Origin of the sequence: Mesorhizobium hunchu, from assembly GCF_040081975.1 — a bacterium.
GTDB classification, from domain to species: domain Bacteria; phylum Pseudomonadota; class Alphaproteobacteria; order Rhizobiales; family Rhizobiaceae; genus Mesorhizobium; species Mesorhizobium hunchu.
Genome location: NZ_JBEBMG010000002.1, coordinates 626,592 through 646,171, shown reverse-complemented (window position 1 = coordinate 646,171; position 19,580 = coordinate 626,592). Strand labels below are relative to the sequence as shown.

Here is a 19,580-nt window from a genome sequence, read left to right as displayed (position 1 = left end):
CGCAGGAGCAGCCGGCCGGAACGAAAGTCGGCATTTCGCTTCCGCGGTCCACAAGCACCAGGCTGCAGCCGATCACTTTGAACTGCGCCTCGAACCAGACGGAGTGCTGGCGCGCGACCGTTGTCCTGGGCGGATGAAGGTCAACACTAGCCACTGCCAGGTTCCCGACGTCGCAGTTGTCGGCGCTATGTTCGACGATGTTCCCTTGCGGCGTACGTTCGTCTTGGCGGTTGGCCCACGGGCCACTTAGGGCCAAGATCTGCGCTCATCGAATGTCAGCTTCCTGAGCTCTACGGACTCGAACAGGACGGTCCTCTCCCGGCCCCGCCTCAGTCAGCTCACTATGAGCTTCGATAGCCCGAAAACGGCAATGAACCTTCTCGCTTTCGGGGCAGACGGCTTGGGTGACGAACTCCTGCGCGGTACGGTGACGATCTCGGTCATCACCGTACCGGGCCTAAGGCGAGTGGTGTGTCGCCGCCCCATATAAAGACGAAGCCGAAGCTCGTAGCTCGTTCATACAGATACATCCAGCGCCTTTGACTGCTGCCCGAATCGTAGATGAGGCTATTGAAAACACTCTCGGATTGATTGATCCAAAAGCATGTGCCAGGCGGCCGATGCCGCCTGGCACCAACAGGAAATCCGCTTTAGTTGCCCATCATCTGCTTGGCATTTTCCGGCGTGACGGCCGTCGTGTCGACCGTAACGGTAGCCGGCACCGACGTGGCGCAATCGAGCAGGATCGATTTTGCCATGTCGATCGCTTCCTTGGCGCCGGTGGGGTAGACGAAGGTGGCCGCCCAGTCGCCCTTGGCGACGGCTTCGATGCCGCCGGCCGGACCGGGAAGACCATCCGTGCCGATAACCTTCACCTCCTTGCCCGCACCCTTGGCCGCCAGCAGCGCGCCGGCCGCCATCATGTCGTTCGATGCATAGACCATCTTGATGTCGGGATGCGCCTGAAGCATGGCGGCGAACGCCGTCTGGGCTTTGTCCGGCAGCCAGTCGGCCGCCTGTTCCGCGACGATCTGGATCTTCGAGTTGCCCTTTACACCATCCTTGAAGCCGTTGAGGCGCTCGACGGCCGGCGTCGAGCTCGGCAGGCCTTCCAGGACCGCTGCCTCGCCGCCGTCCGGCAACAGCGTCTTGGCGGTGTATTCGCCCGCAGCCTGCGCGATCTTGTAATTGTCGCCGCCGATGAAGGCCGTGTAATCCTTACCGGGGTCGCCATTCGTCTTGCGGTCGAGCTCGATCACCGGAATGCCGGCGTCCATCGCCCGCTTGACGGCCGGTGTCAGCGGCGCGGCCTCGAATGGCGAGATCAGCAGCACGTCCACCTTCTGGGTAATGAAGTTGTCCACCTGTGAGGTTTGCGTGTTCACGTTGCCGGCGCCGTCGGCGATCTGCAGCGTGAACTGCGGGACTTTCTTCGCCTCGGCCGTCAGCTCGTCATTGACGTGCTGCCGGTAGGGTTCGGCGTTATTGGCCTGCGAGAAGCCGATGATGAATTCACCGTCCTTCGAACAGGCCTTCACCAGCGGATCGGCCGCATAGGCGCAGGTGGCAAAGCCGATGCAGGATCCTGCCAGCAGCGCGAGCCGCGCCGCATGGCCAACTCTTCTGTCTTTCCAGTCCATTGTCTTCTCCTCCAATTGGCCTCCCGGGCCTGGGTGTGGTTCAGTCCTGTCGCCACCTCCTATCGACCCAATCCCTCGCGGCGACGGACGAGAGATTGAAGCATCGCCGCCAGCACGATGATCGCGGCGGTTGCGAGCAACTGCATGGCGGGCGTGATGTTGTTGAGCTGAAGGATGTTGGCGAGCGCGCCGAGCATGATCGTGCCGGCGACGGTGCCGACCATCGATCCGGAGCCGCCGAACAGGCTTGTGCCGCCGATGACGACGGCGGCGATGGCCGTCAATTCATAACCCGCGCCGTCGTTGGCGCTGCCGAAGTTGAACTGGCCGGCATGGACGATGCCGGCCAGCGCCGAAGCGAAACCTGTGATGGCGTAGACCGAGATCTTGATGGCGGAAACGGGAACGCCGGAGATTCGGGCCGCACGATCGTTGCCGCCGACGGCGAAGACATACCGGCCGAAGCGCGTGGTGTTGAGAACCACCGTCGCGATGCCGGCGAAGACGATGAAGACGATCGTTGCCACAGGCACGACGTTGTCGAAAAGACGTTCGCCGAGCACGGCGAAGATGGGAGGCGCCAGCCCGGGGCCGTCGCCGTACGAGATGTTGATGTACTGGTTGTCCGAGACGACCAGCGCCAGCCCGCGCGCCGCCTGCAGGCCGGCCAGCGTGACGATGAAGGGTTCAAGCCTGAAACGGCTCGAGATCACGCCCTGGACCAGGCCGAACGCCGTCCCCATCAGCAGCACCGCCAGCAGCGTGGTCAGCAGGCCGAAACCGCCCGACACCATCATCGTCGCCGTCACCACGCTGGAAAGCCCGAGCACGGCGCCGACGGAAAGGTCGATACCCGCCGTGATGATGACGAAGGTCATGCCGATGGCGATGATGCCGGTTTCCGAGACCGCCCGGATGATGTTGGCGATATTGTCGGGCGCCAGGAACAGGATGGCGCCATGCCGCCTGGGAGAGAAGATCACCCCGCCGATGACCACCAGCACAAGGCCGATCAGGCTTTGGAAGCGGACGATGATCGCCAGCGGATCGCTGCGCCTGGCCTGCTGGGCGGCCGCTGCATTCGCGGATGGTGTCTGTTGTTCGGACATCAAGCCTCCCTGCCGTTGGCGGCGGCGAGCACGGTGTGCTCGTCCACGCCGCCGGAGAATTCCGCCACGCTGCGGCCGGCCCGCAACACGACGATGCGATCGCACAGGCCGATCAGTTCAGGCATCTCGCTCGATGCAACCAATATGCCGAGACCTTGCGAGGCCAGCAGCCGCAAGCGCGCGTAGATTTCCCCCTTGGCGCCGACATCGACGCCGCGGGTGGGCTCGTCCAGCAGGAGCAGGCGCGGTTTTCCGAGCACTTCCTTGGCGAGGACGACCTTCTGCTGGTTACCGCCCGATAGCGCCCCGACGGCGATGTCGGGATTGCGCGGCCTGATGTCGAACTGGCCGAAGGACTCCTTGACGGCCTCGTCCTGTCTCTTTCGGGACATGAAACCGCTCGGCGATATGCGGCGGATGATCGACATCACCAGATTGACGCCGACGGCCATGCGCAGCATCAGGCCGCTGCCGCGCCGATCATCGGTCACGAAGGCGATGCCGGCCCTGCGGGCGGCGGCGATCGACTTTAGCGTCGCAGGCTTGCCGCTGACCGCAATGTCGCCGTGCCAGCGGCCCGCAAGGCCCGTGCCATAGAGGGCGCTGAGCAATTCGGTGCGGCCCGCGCCCATGATCCCGGCAAGGCCGACGATCTCGCCCTCGTGGATGTCGAAACTCACGCTCTCGGGCGGTTGCCAGCCGGCGGCCGGCCGCGTCGGCCTGAAGCCCGCGTCGCGCAGATGGAGCAAAGGCTTGCCCACGGTCGCCGCGCGTCGCGGGTACAGTTCATCCAGCGGCCGGCCGACAAGCAGCCGCACCAGCTCCGCCTGCGGCGCGTCCGGCGCAGTGACGCCGGCGACGCGCCCATCGCGCATGACGGTGACGCGATGGGCGATATGAGGCACCTCTTCCAGCCGGTGCGAGATGTAGATGATCCCGACGCCGCTGGCGCTCAGCCGCCGCATGATTGCGAACAGACGCTCGACTTCGCCGACTGTCAGCGCCGCGGTCGGTTCGTCCATGATGAGGACCTTGGTGGCATAGGACAACGCCTTGACGATGGCCACCACCTGCCTTTGGCCGACGGAAAGATCCGCAACCGGGCGCGCGGGGTCGATCCCGAGGTCGATCGCCTCGAGCCGTTTGCGGGCTTCGGTGCGCATGCGCTGCGTATCGAGCATTCCGCCGGGCCGCATCAGTTCACGGCCAAGGAAGAGGTTGGAGGCGACGTCGAGGCTGGGAACCAGGTCCAATTCCTGGAAGATGGTTGCAATACCCGCGGCCTGCGCGTCGCGAGGCGATGCAAAACGCATGGAAGCGCCGTCAAGCCGAATGACGCCTGCGTCAGGCATATGCACGCCCGAAAGCAGGTTCATCAGCGTCGATTTGCCGGCACCGTTCTCGCCGAGCAACGCATGAATCTCGCCGGCCTTCAGGTCGAAGTCGACGCCGCGCAATGCCTGGACGCCACCGAAATGCTTGACGGCTCCGGTCACAGACAGCAGGGGCTCGCTCATGCCGGCGCTCCACATGATCCGCGTACCCGAAGGCTTGGCGCAAGGCGCAGGGTGCGCCGCGCGCCGTCCGGCTTAGCGATGCGTTCGATCAGGAGCTCCGCGGCCTGCTGGCCGATGTCGTTGCACGGCTGCGCCACCAGGGTAAGGCGAGGCTCGAAATAGTCCGCCCATTCGAAATCGTCGATGCCGAGGACGGACAGATCCACCGGGACGCGCAACTGCCGCTCCCGCGCCGCGCGCATGACGCCGATCATGGTCAGGTTGTTGTTGGCGATAATCGCCGTCGGCGGAACGGGAAGCGACAAAAGCCGGTGAGTCGAAACCGATGCCTGGGCCGTGCCGGTGTTGCTGTCGCTGATATAGGCGGCCGGCACGTCCAGTCCGCGCGCAGCCATCGCCGCCTTGAATGCGTCCACACGCTCGATGGTCGTTGCGAAGCCAGGTTGTCCCGCGATGAAGCCCACGCGCTCGTGCCCGGCCTCGGCAACATGCGCCACCAACGCTTCGACGGCCGCTACATTGTCCAGCCCGATCTGATCGAAGCGGCTGTCCGAGAGGCGGTCGACAAGGACGCACGGAACGCCCTTTTCCAGCATATAGTCGAGTGAGCTCCGCGCTTCGCGGGATGGAGCAAGGATGATCCCGTCGACGCGCCTCTGATGCAACTGGCGGATGACCGCCAGTTCGCGCTCCGGATCTTCCTGGGTGTCGCAGAGGAAGACCGTCAGGCCGCGGCGCGAGCACTCAGCTTCGACGGCACAGATGATGTCGCTGAAATAGGGATTGGATATGGCCGATATGGCCAATCCGACAGTTCCGGTCGACGCCATTTTTAACGACCGGGCCACCGTGTTGGGAATATATCCAACCTCGGCGACGACGTCCTCCACACGCCTGACCTTGGCGGGCGACACATAGCGCGTCTTGTTGATGACGTGAGAAACGGTCGAGACCGACACGCCGGCCATTCTGGCGACTTGGGCAATAGTGGTCATCGGCGCAGCCAACCTGACGGCGGCGACGCGACACGGCGTGCGACCAAATTTTCCTCCCAGCCGAGCCAATCTCCAACCTCTGGAAGCTGGGAAATCGCCCGAATGTCAGACGCTAGCGTTGTCGATACGTTTGCGCAAACGTTTTTTTGGTCATCTGTTGCCCTCAGAAACGACCGGCAGCATGGTGCAGCGTGCCTGATCAGGCAGCGTAGCAAAGATGGATTGCCGACAGGGGTAGCGGGGATCTTTTCCACGATCGAGCGGACGAAGGGCAGGTTGGCCGGGATGTCGGTGTTCTGTAGCGCCTGCAGGTGAGAAGTTGGGGTCGTTTGCGGGAGAGGGCGCGCGCGAGGCGGACCAGCAGTTGCTTGCCGACGACGGCATTGCTCATGTCGAGGGACAGAAACGGAACAGGCGGTCCCGAACCATCTCTTTGACGTTTGGGAAAAATCGCAAATCGTAAAAGGAAATCAATGCGATGGAAAAGCGGTTGGTACGCCCTAGGGGAATCGAACCCCTGTTTGCGCCGTGAGAGGGCGCCGTCCTGACCGCTAGACGAAGGGCGCAGCCGAGAGGCGCCATATAGGCTGAGGATTTCTAAAATGCAACAGGGCGTGTGCGCAGGGCGTGCATGTCGCACAGCTTGCGTGGGAGCGCCTCAGTTGCGGACCGCGAACTGCCCGATGATGCGCCCTGCCGCCATGTCGTAGACGAAGATGGTCCGGCTGCCGTCGGCCAGTTCGGCGTCGATCGACAGCCGGTTGCCCGAGAGCGACTGCGAGACGATCTTCGATCCGACGGGAAGGACGATGTCGCCGGCGAGCGGCGCGCCGGCGGGAACGGGGATCTCGCTCGCGGCGGGGGGTGGGGGCGCCGCCTTTTGCCGCTTGTAGACAAGGGCGCCGACCACCACCATAAGGGCCAGGAACAGGAGGCCGAGATTGATCCCCATGAAGCGCACCATTTTGCGGCGCACCTTCTCCAGATCGGGGTCGAGCGGCTTGTCCTCTTCTTCGTCGGCATATGGCCGGGGCATGGCGTCTCCAGCGGTTCCTGAAAGATGAGCGCTCATAACGAAGAGACGGACGAATTGATAGGGGCCTCGCGGCAGCTGACGGCGGATGCCGCCGCAGCCGGCCAGCGGCTCGACCAATGGCTGGCGGGACGGCTCGGGCCGGACCTGTCGCGCAGCCGCATCCAGGCGCTGATCCGCCAGGGCGCCGTGCAGGTCGGCGGGCAGGTTGTCACCGAGGCGAAGCACAAGCTCGCCTCGGGCGATACCGTCACTCTCGATGTGCCCGAACCCGAACCCGCCGAGCCGCAGGGCGAGGCGATCCCGCTCGATATCCTCTACGAGGACGATGCGCTGATCGTCGTCAACAAGCCGGCGGGGCTGGTGGTGCATCCCGGTGCCGGCAACTGGACGGGAACGCTGGTCAATGCGCTGATCCATCATTGCGGCGACAGCCTGTCCGGCATCGGCGGCGTCAGGCGACCGGGCATCGTGCATCGCCTCGACAAGGACACGTCCGGCGTCATGGTCGTGGCCAAGACCGACCATGCGCATCGCGTCCTGTCGGAGGCGTTCGCCGATCACGGCCGCACAGGCGATCTCAGGCGCGCCTATGTCGCGCTCGTCTGGGGCATTCCTGCGCGTCCTTCGGGAACGATCGACGCGCCGCTCGGACGGGCTTCCGACAGGGTGCGCCGCGCCGTCGTGCCGGCGACGCGCGACGACGCCCGCCATGCGGTGACGCACTATGCGGTAGAGGAATGGTTCGGCGAGGGGCAGGCCAAATACGCGACCGCTAGCCTGGTCGAATGCCGGCTGGAAACCGGCCGCACCCATCAGATCCGGGTGCATATGGCCCATATCGGCCATCCGCTGGTCGGCGACAGGGATTACGGCCAGGCTTTCCGCAGCAAGGCCAACCGTCTGCCGGAGCCTGAGGCGACGACCGTGCGCGAGTTTCCCCGCCAGGCGTTGCATGCCAGGCTCCTTGAATTCTCGCATCCTGATACCCATATCGCGATGAGGTTCGAGGCGCCGATGCCAGGGGATATGGAAAATCTCGTCGACGCCTTCCGAAACATCTGAACCGCATCAATGAAGCCGACCCGCCAAAAATCCTTATCCGACGCGCAAAAAACCTGACTGGTATTGTTCACTTTGGCGTGACAAACTGTTCTGCCTTGAACAAAAGCTGTCTTTTCTGGTTTTGCTCCTGTATAAATCGATCCTGCGAACGTGCGCTTCGGCGTTCGCGTCATATGCCCGCCGTGTTTCGGGGGCACGCTCATGAGAGGAGGGCGCACCTTATGGCCCAGTCACTACCAAGCATCGTTTCCGGAGAAGGGGGTCTCACCCGCTACCTGGAAGAAATCCGCCGCTTTCCCATGCTGCAGCCGCAGGAAGAGTACATGCTCGCCAAGCGGTACCAGGAGCATGACGACACCAACGCGGCGCACAAGCTCGTCACCAGCCATCTGAGGCTCGTGGCCAAGATCGCCATGGGCTATCGCGGCTACGGCCTGCCGATCGGCGAGGTGATCTCGGAAGGCAATGTCGGCCTCATGCAGGCCGTGAAGAAATTCGAGCCGGAGCGTGGTTTCCGGCTGGCCACCTATGCCATGTGGTGGATCAAGGCCTCGATCCAGGAATACATCCTGCGCTCGTGGAGCCTGGTCAAGATGGGCACGACCGCCAACCAGAAGCGCCTGTTCTTCAACCTCAGGAAGGTGAAGGGCAAAATCCAGGCGCTCGACGACGGCGACCTCAAGCCTGACCAGATCGCCGAGATCGCCACCCGCCTCAACGTCTCCGAAGCGGAAGTGGTGTCGATGAACCGCCGCCTGTCGGGCGACGCCTCGCTCAACGCGCCGATCCGCGCCACCGAGGGCGAGAGCGGCGAGTGGCAGGACTGGCTGGTGGACGACAGCGACAGCCAGGAAGATATGCTGGTCGAGCAGGACGAACTGGAGAACCGCCGCAAGATGCTGGCGGGCGCCATGTCCGTGCTGAACGATCGCGAGCGGCGCATCTTCGAGGCGCGCCGCCTGTCCGAGGATCCGCTGACGCTGGAAGACCTGTCGTCCGAGTTCGACATTTCGCGCGAGCGCGTGCGCCAGATCGAGGTGCGCGCCTTCGAGAAGGTGCAGGACGCGGTCAAGGCCGCCGCCAAGCGGCAGGCGCAGGCGCTGCGCACCATAGAGGCGCAGCCGGCGGCCTAGGGCTGGTCGATCTGCATGAATGCAAAGCGGCGCCGTTTCACGGCGCCGCTTTTTTGCGGGCGAAGACGCGATCTCTGTGAGTCGCTTCATCCGATCGTCATCCCGGCCAAGCGAGCTTGCGAGCGCCGAGCCGGGATCCAGTCCGGAACATCACGCGGGTCACGGAATGGATCCCGGACAACCGCTTTCCGCTTCGCTCCAAGCGGCTTCCGGGATGACGGAAAGCGACGAGCCTTAAGCGCTCGGCTGTTTGGCCTTGCGGATGTAGGGCAGGATCGTCTCGAAGGCGCCGAAGCGCTTCACCGCATCCTCGTCCGAGACCGAGCCGGCGATGACGACGTCCTCGCCCGGCTTCCAGTCCGCCGGCGTCGAGACCGGGAATTTGGCGGTGAGCTGGATGGAATCGATGGCGCGCAGGATTTCCTGGAAATTACGGCCGGTCGACATCGGATAGGTGAGGATCAGCTTGATCTTCTTGTCGGGGCCGATGACGAAGACCGAGCGCACCGTGGCGTTGTCGGCAGGGGTGCGGCCCTCGGAGGTGTCGCCGGCGCTGGCGGGCAGCATGTCGTAGAGCTTGGCCACCTTGAGGTCCTTGTCGCCGATCATCGGATAGTTGACGGCGTGGCCGGTCGCCTTCTGGATGTCGCCTTTCCATTTGACATGGCTCTCGACCGGATCGACCGAGATGCCGATGATCTTGGCGTTGCGCTTGTCGAACTCGCCCTTGAGGCCGGCCATGGTGCCGAGTTCGGTGGTGCAGATCGGCGTGAAATCCTTGGGATGCGAGAACAGCACGGCCCAGCCGTCGCCGATCCAGTCATGGAAGTGGATCGGCCCGTCAGTGCTGTCGGCGGTGAAATCGGGGGCGGTGTCGTTGATGCGAAGGCTCATGACGCGTTCCTTGTCTGGCGTTGCGCGGACGCTCGATGCCGTCCGCTTTCGGCGGTATTCTATCTTTTCTCAAAATGGGGCCGGAAGGAAGCGGCCACAGGTAATTCGACCATTGCCGAAACATCATTCCGGCACCGGGCAGGAAAAGAGAAGGAATTTGCGATGCCGGAAGAGCCGGCCGTCAGGCTTTGCGGACCGCCAGCGTCGCGGCCAGATCTTCCATGCGCTGAGCCACGGCGCCGAGCGCGCCTGTCAGCGCGGCATCGTTCTTGTCGGCCTTGGTCAGCGCGTCGTCGCGGGTCTTGCGCAGCGTCTGCACCTCGGTTTCCATGCCCTTGATGCGCTTCTGCAGTTCGCTCAGCTCGTCCATGACCATAATGCCGGCCATGACGGTCAGGCGCTGATCGCCAATCTCGCCGAAGGACTCCTTGAGATGCGAGACATAGCGGTCGAACCGCTCGGCCAGGTCGGTCAGATGCTCTTCCTGGCCTTCGTCGCAGGCCATCCGGTACTGCTTGCCGTCGATGGATACGGTGACCTGCGCCATGCAGAAAACTCCCTAGCGGTCCAGGACCGCGCGAATGGTTTCCATCGCCGTCACCAGCCGGCGGGAGACCTCCTTGTTGGCCTCCTCCAGCCGCTCGGCGCGGGCCTCGGAATTGTCCAGTTCCTGGGCGAGCCGCGAACGATCCGCATTCATGCGCTGCACCTCGGCCTCGGCCTCGGAATAATCGCGCTCGTGCTCGAGCCGCCCCGCGACCGCGTTTTCCAGCCCTTCCATGGCCTTGCCCAGCCGGGCGATGACTTCCTTGAGCGTGGTTTCCCCGGTCATGGCCTTAAAATCCTGTCCCTGCCCATCACCGAATCGTGCGCATTCAACGTCTTAGTTCGCAAAACATTAGGCGGCGGTTGAATGGCCCGTCAATAAAGGCGTCGCGACTGTCCCCCGCTAACGGCAAAGTGAGGACGCAAGATGAGCGTTCATAACGGTTTAAACGATTTAAATCGATTTAGGTTTTATTGACTCAGCCGTGCCGCCTGCTATGTGTCGCAGCATCTTTCCCGAACCGTCTGCCAGGAGGAACCATGGTTTCGCGCGAACAACATGACCGGATGGCCAATGCCATCCGCTTCCTTTCGATGGATGCGGTCGAGAAGGCGAATTCCGGCCATCCCGGTCTGCCGATGGGCTGCGCCGACGTCGCTACCGTCCTGTTCACCCGGTTCCTGAAATTCGACGCGAAGAATCCTCACTGGGCCGACCGCGACCGCTTCATCCTGTCGGCGGGCCATGGCTCGATGCTGCTCTATTCGCTCCTCTACCTTACCGGCTATGAGGACATGACCATCGACCAGATCAAGAATTTCCGCCAGCTCGGGTCGAAGACCGCCGGTCATCCCGAATACGGCCACGCAACCGGCATCGAGACCACCACCGGTCCGCTCGGCCAGGGCATTGCCAATTCGGTCGGCTTCGCGCTCGGCGAGCGCATCATGAACGCGGCCTTCGGTGACGACCTCGTCAACCACTTCACCTATGTGCTGGCGGGCGACGGCTGCCTGATGGAGGGCGTCTCGCAGGAGGCCATCTCGCTGGCCGGGCACCTGAAGCTCAACAAGCTGATCGTGTTCTGGGACAACAACAACATCTCCATCGACGGTCCCGTCTCGATGGCCGACAATACCGACCAGGTCGCTCGCTTCCAGGCGTCGGGCTGGAACGCCAGCCATGTCGACGGCATGGACCCCGAGGCGATCGCCTACGCCATCGAGGCGGCGCACCATTCGCAGAAGCCGACGATGATCGCCTGCAAGACCACCATCGGCTTCGGCGCGCCGACCAAGGCCGGCACCAACAAGGCGCACGGCTCGCCGCTCGGCGCCGAGGAAATCGCCGGTGCGCGCAAGTTCTTCGGCTGGGACTCCCCGCCCTTCGAGATTCCGTCCGAAATCCTTTCGGCGTGGCGCGATGCCGGCAAGGCCGGCGCCAAGGCCCGGACCGACTGGGAGGGCCGACTCGCCAAATCCGACAAGAAGGCCGAGTTCGAGCGCCGCATGTCCGGCAAGCTGGTCAAGGGTTTTGACGGCGTGATCGCCGACTACAAGAAGAAGCTGGCCGAGGACAAGCCGAAGGTTGCCACCCGCAAGTCGTCGGAAATGGCGCTGGAGGTCATCAACGGCTTCCTGCCCGAGACGATCGGCGGCTCCGCCGACCTGACCGGCTCCAACAACACCAAGACCAGCCAGACGAAGAACATCACGCCCGACGACTACGGCCAGCGCTACGTCCACTACGGCATCCGCGAGCACGGCATGGCCGCCGCCATCAACGGCTTGACGCTGCATGGCGGCGTTATTGCCTATGGCGGCACGTTCCTGTGCTTCTCCGACTATGCGCGGCCGTCGATGCGGCTGGCCTCGCTGATGGGCATCCGCTCGATCTTCGTCATGACCCATGATTCCATCGGCCTCGGCGAGGACGGCCCGACGCACCAGCCGGTCGAGCATCTCGCGGCGCTGCGCGCCATCCCCAACCACAACGTCATGCGCCCCGCCGACGCGACCGAGGCGGCCGAATGCTGGCAGATCGCGCTGGAAAGCGAAAAGACGCCGTCGACCTTGGCGCTGACCCGCCAGAACCTGCCGGCGCTGCGCACCGAATTCGTGAAGGAGAACCTGTGCGCGAAGGGCGCCTACGAACTGGCAGGCGCCGAAGGCGGCGAGGCGGCGGTGACCATTTTCGCCACCGGCTCCGAAGTCGAGATCGCGCTCGGCGCCCGCAAGCTCCTGCAGGGGCACGGCCATCCGACGCGGGTGGTCTCGGTTCCCTGCTTCGAGCTGTTTGCCGCGCAGGACGAAGCCTATCGCGAGAAGACCCTCGGCAAGGCGGGCCTGAAGATGGCCATCGAGGCCGGCATCCGCGAGGGCTGGGACGCGCTGATCGGCGCCGACGGCATCTTCATCGGCATGAAGGGTTTCGGCGCGTCCGGCACGATCGAGCAACTCTATCCGCATTTCGGCATCACCGCCGAGGCTGCGGCAGAGGCGGCGGAGAAGCGGCTGCATGCAAAGTAAAGGTCGCGGGCGCGTTCCGACGGGCCTCGTGGCCGGCTCGGGACGCGTCCCTGGCTCAACTCACGCAGGGATAAATCGATTTAGATTGCGGATGACAGCGGCTGGATTCCTGCACGCTTCGCCGCTATGACAAGCCCGGACTTCACCGGAGCCGAACGGCTTCAGGGACCGGACCTCCCAGGGAGAAAGACATGACCGTCAAAGTTGCCATCAACGGATTCGGCCGTATCGGCCGCAACATCCTGCGCGCCATCTACGAAAGCGGCCGCAAGGACATCGACATCGTGGCCGTCAACGACCTCGGCCCGGTCGAGACCAACGCGCATCTGCTGCGCTACGACAGCGTGCACGGCCGCTTCCCGCACGAGGTGGCGGTCGACGGCGACACGATCTCGATCGGTTCGGGCAAGATCAAGGTCACCGCCGTCAAGGATCCGTCGCAGCTTCCCTGGAAGGACCTCGGCGTGGACATCGCGCTGGAATGCACCGGCATCTTCACCTCCAAGGAGAAGGCCTCCGCGCATCTGGCCGCCGGCGCCAAGCGCGTCATCGTGTCGGCGCCCGCCGACGGCGCCGACCTTACCGTGGTCTACGGCATCAACCACGACCAGTTGTCGAAGGATCATATCGTCATCTCCAACGGTTCGTGCACCACGAACTGCCTGGCGCCGATGGCCAAGGTCATGCACGACCTCGTCGGCATCGAGAAGGGCATGATGACGACCGTGCACTCCTACACCGGCGACCAGCCGACGCTGGACACGATGCACAAGGACCTCTACCGCGCCCGCGGCGCGGCGCTGTCGCAGATTCCGACCTCGACGGGCGCGGCAAAGGCGATCGGCCTGGTGCTGCCGGAGCTCAAGGGCAAGCTGGACGGCATCTCGATCCGCGTGCCGACCCCGAACGTGTCGCTGGTCGATCTCAAATTCGTGGCCAAGCGCCCGACGACGGTGCAGGAGGTCAACGACGCGCTGATCGCCGCCTCCGACGGCAGGCTGAAGGGCGTGATGACCTATACGCGCCATCCGCTGGTTTCGTCGGACCTGAACCATGATCCGCATTCGGCGACCATCCTGCTCGACCAGACCAAGGTGATGGACGGCAACTTCGTCAACATCCTCGGCTGGTACGACAACGAGTGGGGCTTCTCCAATCGCATGGCCGACGTCACGGCGGTGTTCGCCAAGACGATCGCCTGACCGGTCGGGATTTCGCGCATCCGAAACGCCCGGCAGCGCCGGGCGTTTTCTTTTGACGAAACGAGCGGCGGACAGACGGTCCTGCCCGGCAAAAATGCCGCGCAAGGCCATAAAAAACATCGGTCCGCCTTGCAGCGGCCATGCCTTGGCCCCACTCTAGGGTAAAGCCAAAAGTCTTGGACTGAGGGGGACAATAGCGCATGGAGAATGCGATCTATCTCGTGACGCTTGTCGGCACAGGCCTTGTGGTCGCCGCCGCGTTTTCGAGCCTGATCGCCTTTCGCTTCGGCGCTCCGTTGCTGCTGCTCTTCCTGTGCATCGGCCTGGCGTCCGGCGCGGACGGTCTGGGCATCCAGTTCGACAATGCGCGGGTGGCCTATTTCATCGGATCGCTGGCGCTGGCCGTCATCCTGTTCGATTCCGGTTTCGGCACGCCGCTCAAGGCGTTGCGCCAGGCGGCCGGCCCGGCGGTCTCGCTCGCCACCGTCGGCGTGGTGATGACGACGGGCCTGTTCGGCGTCGCGGCCTATTACCTGCTCGATCTGGACTGGCTGGAATCCTTCCTGCTCGGTGCTTCCGTGGCCTCGACCGACGCCGCGGCGGTGTTCTTCCTGCTGCGCGCCGGCGAGATCAACCTGCGCGAGCGCGTGCGCTCGGTGCTGGAAGTCGAATCTGGCTCCAACGATCCGATCGCCATCTTCCTCACCATCACGCTGGTGGAGGTCATCGCGATCGGCGCGCATCCCGAGACCAAGATGCTGGCCACGGACCTGGTGCTCGGCTTCCTCATCAACATGGGGCTGGGTGCGCTGATCGGCGTGCTCGGCGGCCTGGGCATCGTGCGGCTGGTGGAGCGGCTGCAACTCGATGCCGGCCTGTTGCCGATCTTCGTGCTGACGCTGTCGCTGATGGTTTTCGCGGCGGCGGGCGCGGCCGGCGGCTCGGGCTTCCTGGCGGTCTATATCGCCGGCATGATCGCCGGCAATTCCGACATCCGCGCCGTCACCATCCTCAAGCGTTTCCAGGACGGCATGTCGTGGCTGGCGCAGATCATCATGTTCCTGGTGCTCGGCCTTTTCGCAACGCCCTCGCAGTTTCCGGAAATCCTGCTTCCGGCCGTCGGTCTCGGCCTTATCCTGATCTTCGTGGCGCGGCCGGTCGCGGTCTGGCTGTGCCTGATGCCGTTCCGGCTGCCGCGTCCCGAGGTCGCTTTCGTGTCCTGGGTCGGGCTGCGCGGCGCGGTCTCGATCCTGCTTGCGATCACCCCGGTGCTGGGCGGCCTCGAGCACGGGCGGCTGATCTTCAACGCCGCGTTCATCATCGTGCTGGTCTCGCTGGTCGTGCAGGGTTGGACGATCGGCCCGCTGGCCCGCCGGCTCGGGCTGATCGTGCCGGCGCGCATCGGTCCGCTGGACAAGGTCGAGCTCGAACTGCCGGGCTCCGCACATCACGAACTGCTGGCCTACCGCGTCGTCGCGGGAAGTCCGGTGGCGCGGGGCGAGCGTATTCCACGCTGGGCGCGCCCGTCGCTGGTGGTCCGCGACGGGCGTTCGATGCGCTTCCCCGAGAGAGGCAGGCTGCAGGCTGGCGACAACGTCTACATCTTCGTGCCGGACCGCTATCCGCGTCTTCTCGACCGCCTGTTCGCCTCGCGTGCGGTGGTCGATCCGGAGGACGCCGATTTCTTCGGCGCCTTCGCCGTCGATCCGGCCCGGCCGGCAGAGGAATTGGAGGCCGCGTACGGGACCGGCCTCGACGAGGAAGACAGGAAGCTGGCGGTCGGCGAACTGGTCGCGCAGCGGCTCGACGGCAAGCCCGAATATGCCGACCGCGTTTCACTGGGTCCGGTCGAACTGATCGTGCGCGACGTCGACGACAAGGGGCGCATCACGTCGCTCGGCCTGTCCTTCGAGCCGACCGCCCCGGTGGCGCGCGTGCCTGTGTTCCTCTCCGCCGGCGAACTCTGGGATGCCGTGCGGGACCTGGTGCGCAGATGGCGCGGATCTGCCAAGGGCGCGCCTGAGCCAGCGGCCGCCGGCACGGCCGCGGCAGCATTGGACGAGGGTTCGTCTCCACCCGAAACGGACGCGCATGCGCAGGGAGCCTCCGGCAACGCCTGAGCTTGGCCCGGCACGGGCCCCTGCGGCATTTTCTTCTTTTGCCGTTGCGTCGCCGCCCTTGCATCGGGCGCGGCGCAGGGTAAGGTCCGCCCGTTTCACAACAGGGGTACGACATGGCCGCCTTCAGGACACTCGACGATATCGGTGACGTCAAGGGCAAGCGCGTGCTGCTGCGCGTCGATCTCAACGTGCCGGTCGCCGACAGCAAGGTCAGCGACACCACGCGTATCGAACGCGTCGTGCCCACGATCGACGAGCTTTCGAAAAAGAGCGCCAAGGTGATCCTGCTGGCGCATTTCGGCCGGCCGAAGGGCGCGCCGGCTGCGGAATTCTCGCTCGATCCGATCGCCGCCGCCGTCGAGGCCATCATCGGCAAACCGGTGGCCTTCGCCGCCGATTGCGTCGGCAAGGAAGCCGCCGCCGCGGTGGCGAAGATGACGAACGGCGACATCCTGCTCCTCGAAAACACCCGCTTCCACAAGGGCGAGGAAAAGAACGACCCGGCCTTTGCCGAGCAACTGGCGGCCAATGGCGATCTTTATGTCAACGACGCCTTTTCCGCGGCGCATCGGGCGCATGCCTCGACGGAAGGGCTGGCGCATCTCCTGCCTGCCTTCGCCGGCCGCACCATGCAGGCGGAACTGGGAGCGCTGGAGAAGGGCCTCGGCAATCCGGTCAAGCCGGTGATCGCCATCGTCGGCGGCGCCAAGGTCTCGACCAAGATCGACCTGTTGATGAACCTGGTCAAAAAGGTCGATGCGCTGGTCATCGGCGGCGGCATGGCCAATACGTTCCTGGCCGCACGCGGCACCGATGTCGGCAAGTCACTTTGCGAGCATGACCTTGCCGGGACCGCCAAGCAGATCATGATCGAGGCGGCCGAGGCGGGCTGCGCCATCATCCTGCCTTCCGATGCCGTCGTCGCGCGCGAGTTCAAGGCAGGCGCCGCCAGCGAGACGGTTGCCGTCGATCAGGTGCCCGCGGACGCGATGATCCTCGATGTCGGTCCGAAGACCGTCGAGGCCGTCAACCAGTGGATCGACCGCGCCGCCACGCTGGTCTGGAACGGCCCGCTCGGCGCCTTCGAGATCGCGCCCTTCGACGCGGCGACCGTCTCGGCGGCCAGGCACGCGGCTTCGCGCACCAGGGCAGGCAAGCTCGTCTCCGTCGCCGGCGGCGGCGATACGGTGGCGGCGCTGAACCATGCCGGCGTGGCCGACGACTTCACCTATGTTTCGACCGCAGGCGGCGCCTTCCTCGAATGGATGGAGGGCAAGCCGTTGCCCGGCGTCGAGGTGCTCAAGGCCTGATCGCCATCTTCGGCTTGCCTGTTGCGCGGCGGGGTGAAACACTTCCACATCGCAAGTGATGTCTTTCAATCGGTTCAGGGACTTTGGCTGCATTCCATCGCAAAAATTCTTCTGTTATGCGCCCTGACGGAGAATCCGGGAGAATGAAATGAACAAGGACATGGCCGCGCAGGCCGCACACAAGGACGGCTTCATCGCGGCGCTCGACCAGTCGGGTGGCTCCACGCCGAAGGCGCTCAAGCTTTACGGCGTCGATGAAAGCGCCTGGTCCAGCGAGGCGCAGATGTTCGACCTCGTCCACAAGATGCGCACGCGCATCATCAAGTCACCGGCCTTCACCGGCGACAAGATCATGGGCGCCATCCTGTTCGAGCAGACGATGGACCGCGACATCGACGGTACGCCGACCGCCCAGTACCTGTGGGAGAAGCGCCATGTCGTGCCCTTCCTGAAGATCGACAAGGGCCTGACTGAGGCGAAGGACGGCGTGAAGCTGATGAAACCGATGCCGGATCTCGACGCGTTGCTGGAGCGCGCCGTCGCGAAGGGGATATTCGGCACCAAGGAACGCTCGGTGATCGACGCGGCGAACCCGAAGGGCATCGCGGCGATCGTGGACCAGCAGTTCGACGTCGCCAGACAGGTCCTGTCGCATGGCCTCGTCCCGATCGTCGAACCGGAGGTGACGATCTCGATCCCCGACAAGGCGGAAGCGGAAGACATCCTGCTGGCGGAAATCAGGAAGCATCTCGACGGCGTGCCGGCGGGCAAGCAGATCATGCTGAAGCTGACCCTGCCGACGAAGGCCAACCTCTACAAGCCGCTGACCGAAGATCCCCGCGTCATGCGTGTGGTGGCGCTCTCCGGCGGCTATTCCCGCGACGAGGCGAACGCCAAGCTGAAGCAGAACGACGGCATGATCGCCTCCTTCTCGCGCGCGCTGACCGAGGGCCTGTCGGTCAATCAGAGCGACGACCAGTTCAACACCGCCCTCGGTAATGCGATCGACAGCATATTCGAGGCGTCGAGCGTCAAAGGATAATCAGTGCAGATAGCCGGCACCGCGCGGCTCTCGGCACAGATAAAAAAACATCCATTCGGCCCGGGCCTCGCGCCCGGGCTTTTTTCGTCTCTCGTGTTTTTCGTGGCAGGATGTGTCGGCTGGCGGCTTTCCCGAACGTCCTTGGGGCGTCGACAAAGGAGAACGGCCCATGCCCCGTCCGAAAACGGTTTCGCAGGAAGAGTGGTTCGAAGCGCACAAGGCGCACCTCGCGCGCGAGAAGGAACTCACGCATCTGCGCGAGAAAATCGCCGCCGAACGGCGCGAATTGCCTTGGCTGAAGATTCGCAAGGACTACGTCTTCGAGACGGAGCGCGGGCCGGAAAAGCTGCCGGACCTGTTCAAGGGGAAAAGCCAGCTCATCGTCTATCATTTCATGTTTGCGCCCAATGCGGACTACCGCTGCGAAGGCTGCTCCTTCCTCGCCGACCATATCGACGGCGCCGACCGGCATCTCAGGCACAACGACGTGTCGCTCGTCGTCGTCTCGCGTGCGCCGCTCTCCGAACTGCTCCCCTACAAGCATCGCATGGGCTGGACGTTCGACTGGGTGTCGTCCTTCGCCAGCGATTTCAATTTCGACATGCAGGTCTCCTTCACCGACCGGCAGATCGCCGAAGGCGAGACCGTCTACAATTTCGAGAAGCGGCCGCTGACCTCCCGCGACCTGCCGGGCGCCACCGTCTTCACGATCGGCGACGACGGTTGCGTCTATCTCACCTTCACGACGCGCGCGCGGGGCGGCGAGCCGCTGATCACCACCTACGACTATCTCGACTTGACGCCGAAAGGCCGGCAGGAAGACCAGCGCGGCCTGATGACATGGGTGCGGCTGCACGACGAATATGACGACGCGGACGGGGCGGAAGCGGGCTGTTGCCATTGAGCCTCGAAACCGGAACCGGCATGTCTGCCGCTGCGGTCCGGCTGTCGCCCGACGCAGCGGCTATTCGCAGACGACGTGAATGCGGCCGCTGGAATTCACCGCATCGCGGCAGGCCAGCGGCTTGGCGGGGACCTGAGGCGGCGGCGCGGAGGCGCGCCGCCTGCTTTTCCTGGGTGATACGGACCCGCGCGAGCGTGTCACCGAGGGAGCGGGCGTGGTTGGGAAAACCTGCAGGCCGCTTTGCACGGGAGGCGTCGCCGGCGGCGCCGGGTCTCTTTTCCAGAACCGTCCGACATCGAGCGGCCGCGCAACCGTCACCGAGCCGTCGTCGGTGCGCGAGCATGCGGCCTGCGCGGTGAGCGCCATGCCGGCCAGCACTGTCAACACCATCTTGCGCAAACGTAAAGCTCCCCCTGTTTACGGATACGGTTTTTCTACGTCACGATTGAGCCATTCTGGTGGCAAACCCTTCGTAAGAAGCCGATGACATTCGATGTCCGGTAAAGGTTCGTCGTTGTTAAGGTTAGTCGATCGTTAACGC

The 19,580-nt window shown here is 64.3% G+C and carries 17 protein-coding genes and 1 tRNA gene; 8 read left to right on the top strand and 10 right to left on the bottom strand.

Going from position 1 to position 19,580, the window contains the following annotated elements:
• Positions 1–650: 650 nt before the first annotated feature.
• The 6 genes from ABMA46_RS06620 to ABMA46_RS06595 all read right to left on the bottom strand — a co-directional run bounded on the left by ABMA46_RS06620 (position 651) and on the right by ABMA46_RS06595 (position 6,297).
• Complete coding sequence (locus ABMA46_RS06620; protein WP_348998505.1) at positions 651–1,640, bottom strand: substrate-binding domain-containing protein; 990 nt, start codon at positions 1,638–1,640, stop codon at positions 651–653.
• Positions 1,641–1,699: 59 nt separating this feature from the next.
• Positions 1,700–2,749, bottom strand: a complete 1,050-nt coding sequence (locus ABMA46_RS06615; RefSeq protein WP_348998504.1) for an ABC transporter permease — start codon at positions 2,747–2,749, stop codon at positions 1,700–1,702.
• Entirely contained in the window at positions 2,749–4,266 is a 1,518-nt protein-coding gene (locus tag ABMA46_RS06610; protein WP_348998503.1) for a sugar ABC transporter ATP-binding protein, read from the bottom strand. The genes ABMA46_RS06615 and ABMA46_RS06610 overlap by 1 nt, the downstream gene beginning before the upstream one ends.
• Complete coding sequence (locus tag ABMA46_RS06605) at positions 4,263–5,261, bottom strand: LacI family DNA-binding transcriptional regulator (protein WP_348998502.1); 999 nt, start codon at positions 5,259–5,261, stop codon at positions 4,263–4,265. Before ABMA46_RS06605 ends, ABMA46_RS06610 begins: the two co-directional genes overlap by 4 nt.
• 491 nt (positions 5,262–5,752) lie before the next feature.
• Positions 5,753–5,827 (bottom strand) — tRNA-Glu (locus ABMA46_RS06600).
• 92 nt (positions 5,828–5,919) lie between these two features.
• Positions 5,920–6,297, bottom strand: coding sequence for a fimbrial protein (locus ABMA46_RS06595; RefSeq protein WP_348998501.1), 378 nt, complete (start codon positions 6,295–6,297; stop codon positions 5,920–5,922).
• Between the two features lie 24 nt (positions 6,298–6,321).
• Between ABMA46_RS06595 and ABMA46_RS06590 the strand changes: the two genes are divergently transcribed.
• Positions 6,322–7,359 carry an RluA family pseudouridine synthase gene (locus ABMA46_RS06590; protein ID WP_348998500.1) on the top strand — a complete coding sequence of 346 codons (1,038 nt, stop codon included), beginning with the start codon at positions 6,322–6,324 and terminating at the stop codon, positions 7,357–7,359.
• Between the two features lie 221 nt (positions 7,360–7,580).
• Positions 7,581–8,492: an RNA polymerase sigma factor RpoH gene (rpoH, locus tag ABMA46_RS06585; protein WP_348998499.1), complete on the top strand. Its 912-nt coding sequence runs from the start codon at positions 7,581–7,583 to the stop codon at positions 8,490–8,492.
• Positions 8,493–8,726: 234 nt separating this feature from the next.
• On the opposite strand, the gene ABMA46_RS06580 is transcribed toward rpoH, so the two are convergent.
• The 3 genes from ABMA46_RS06580 to ABMA46_RS06570 form a co-directional block, all read right to left on the bottom strand.
• Positions 8,727–9,386: a peroxiredoxin gene (locus ABMA46_RS06580; protein WP_348998498.1), complete on the bottom strand. Its 660-nt coding sequence runs from the start codon at positions 9,384–9,386 to the stop codon at positions 8,727–8,729.
• A 181-nt stretch (positions 9,387–9,567) separates the two neighbouring features.
• Complete coding sequence (locus ABMA46_RS06575) at positions 9,568–9,933, bottom strand: cell division protein ZapA (protein ID WP_348998497.1); 366 nt, start codon at positions 9,931–9,933, stop codon at positions 9,568–9,570.
• 12 nt (positions 9,934–9,945) lie between these two features.
• Positions 9,946–10,218, bottom strand: coding sequence for a DUF4164 domain-containing protein (locus ABMA46_RS06570; protein WP_348998496.1), 273 nt, complete (start codon positions 10,216–10,218; stop codon positions 9,946–9,948).
• A 254-nt stretch (positions 10,219–10,472) separates the two neighbouring features.
• Between ABMA46_RS06570 and tkt the strand changes: the two genes are divergently transcribed.
• The 6 genes from tkt to ABMA46_RS06540 all read left to right on the top strand — a co-directional run bounded on the left by tkt (position 10,473) and on the right by ABMA46_RS06540 (position 19,039).
• The gene (gene tkt / locus ABMA46_RS06565) at positions 10,473–12,461 is read left to right on the top strand and encodes a transketolase (protein ID WP_348998495.1); all 1,989 of its coding nucleotides are present in this window, start codon (positions 10,473–10,475) and stop codon (positions 12,459–12,461) included.
• A gap of 191 nt (positions 12,462–12,652) precedes the next feature.
• A complete protein-coding gene (gene gap / locus ABMA46_RS06560; protein WP_348998494.1) occupies positions 12,653–13,663 on the top strand; it encodes a type I glyceraldehyde-3-phosphate dehydrogenase in 1,011 nt (336 codons plus the stop codon).
• A gap of 200 nt (positions 13,664–13,863) precedes the next feature.
• On the top strand, positions 13,864–15,783 hold the full coding sequence (locus ABMA46_RS06555; RefSeq protein ID WP_348998493.1) for a potassium/proton antiporter: 1,920 nt from the start codon (positions 13,864–13,866) through the stop codon (positions 15,781–15,783).
• A 113-nt stretch (positions 15,784–15,896) separates the two neighbouring features.
• Positions 15,897–17,093, top strand: coding sequence for a phosphoglycerate kinase (locus tag ABMA46_RS06550; RefSeq protein WP_348998492.1), 1,197 nt, complete (start codon positions 15,897–15,899; stop codon positions 17,091–17,093).
• Between the two features lie 148 nt (positions 17,094–17,241).
• The gene (locus ABMA46_RS06545) at positions 17,242–18,135 is read left to right on the top strand and encodes a fructose bisphosphate aldolase (RefSeq protein WP_348998491.1); all 894 of its coding nucleotides are present in this window, start codon (positions 17,242–17,244) and stop codon (positions 18,133–18,135) included.
• Positions 18,136–18,304: 169 nt separating this feature from the next.
• Positions 18,305–19,039 (top strand): DUF899 domain-containing protein, encoded by a 735-nt coding sequence (locus tag ABMA46_RS06540; RefSeq protein WP_348998490.1) that lies wholly within the window; start codon positions 18,305–18,307, stop codon positions 19,037–19,039.
• 60 nt (positions 19,040–19,099) lie between these two features.
• On the opposite strand, the gene ABMA46_RS06535 is transcribed toward ABMA46_RS06540, so the two are convergent.
• Positions 19,100–19,438, bottom strand: a complete 339-nt coding sequence (locus ABMA46_RS06535) for a hypothetical protein (RefSeq protein ID WP_348998489.1) — start codon at positions 19,436–19,438, stop codon at positions 19,100–19,102.
• Positions 19,439–19,580: the final 142 nt, after the last annotated feature.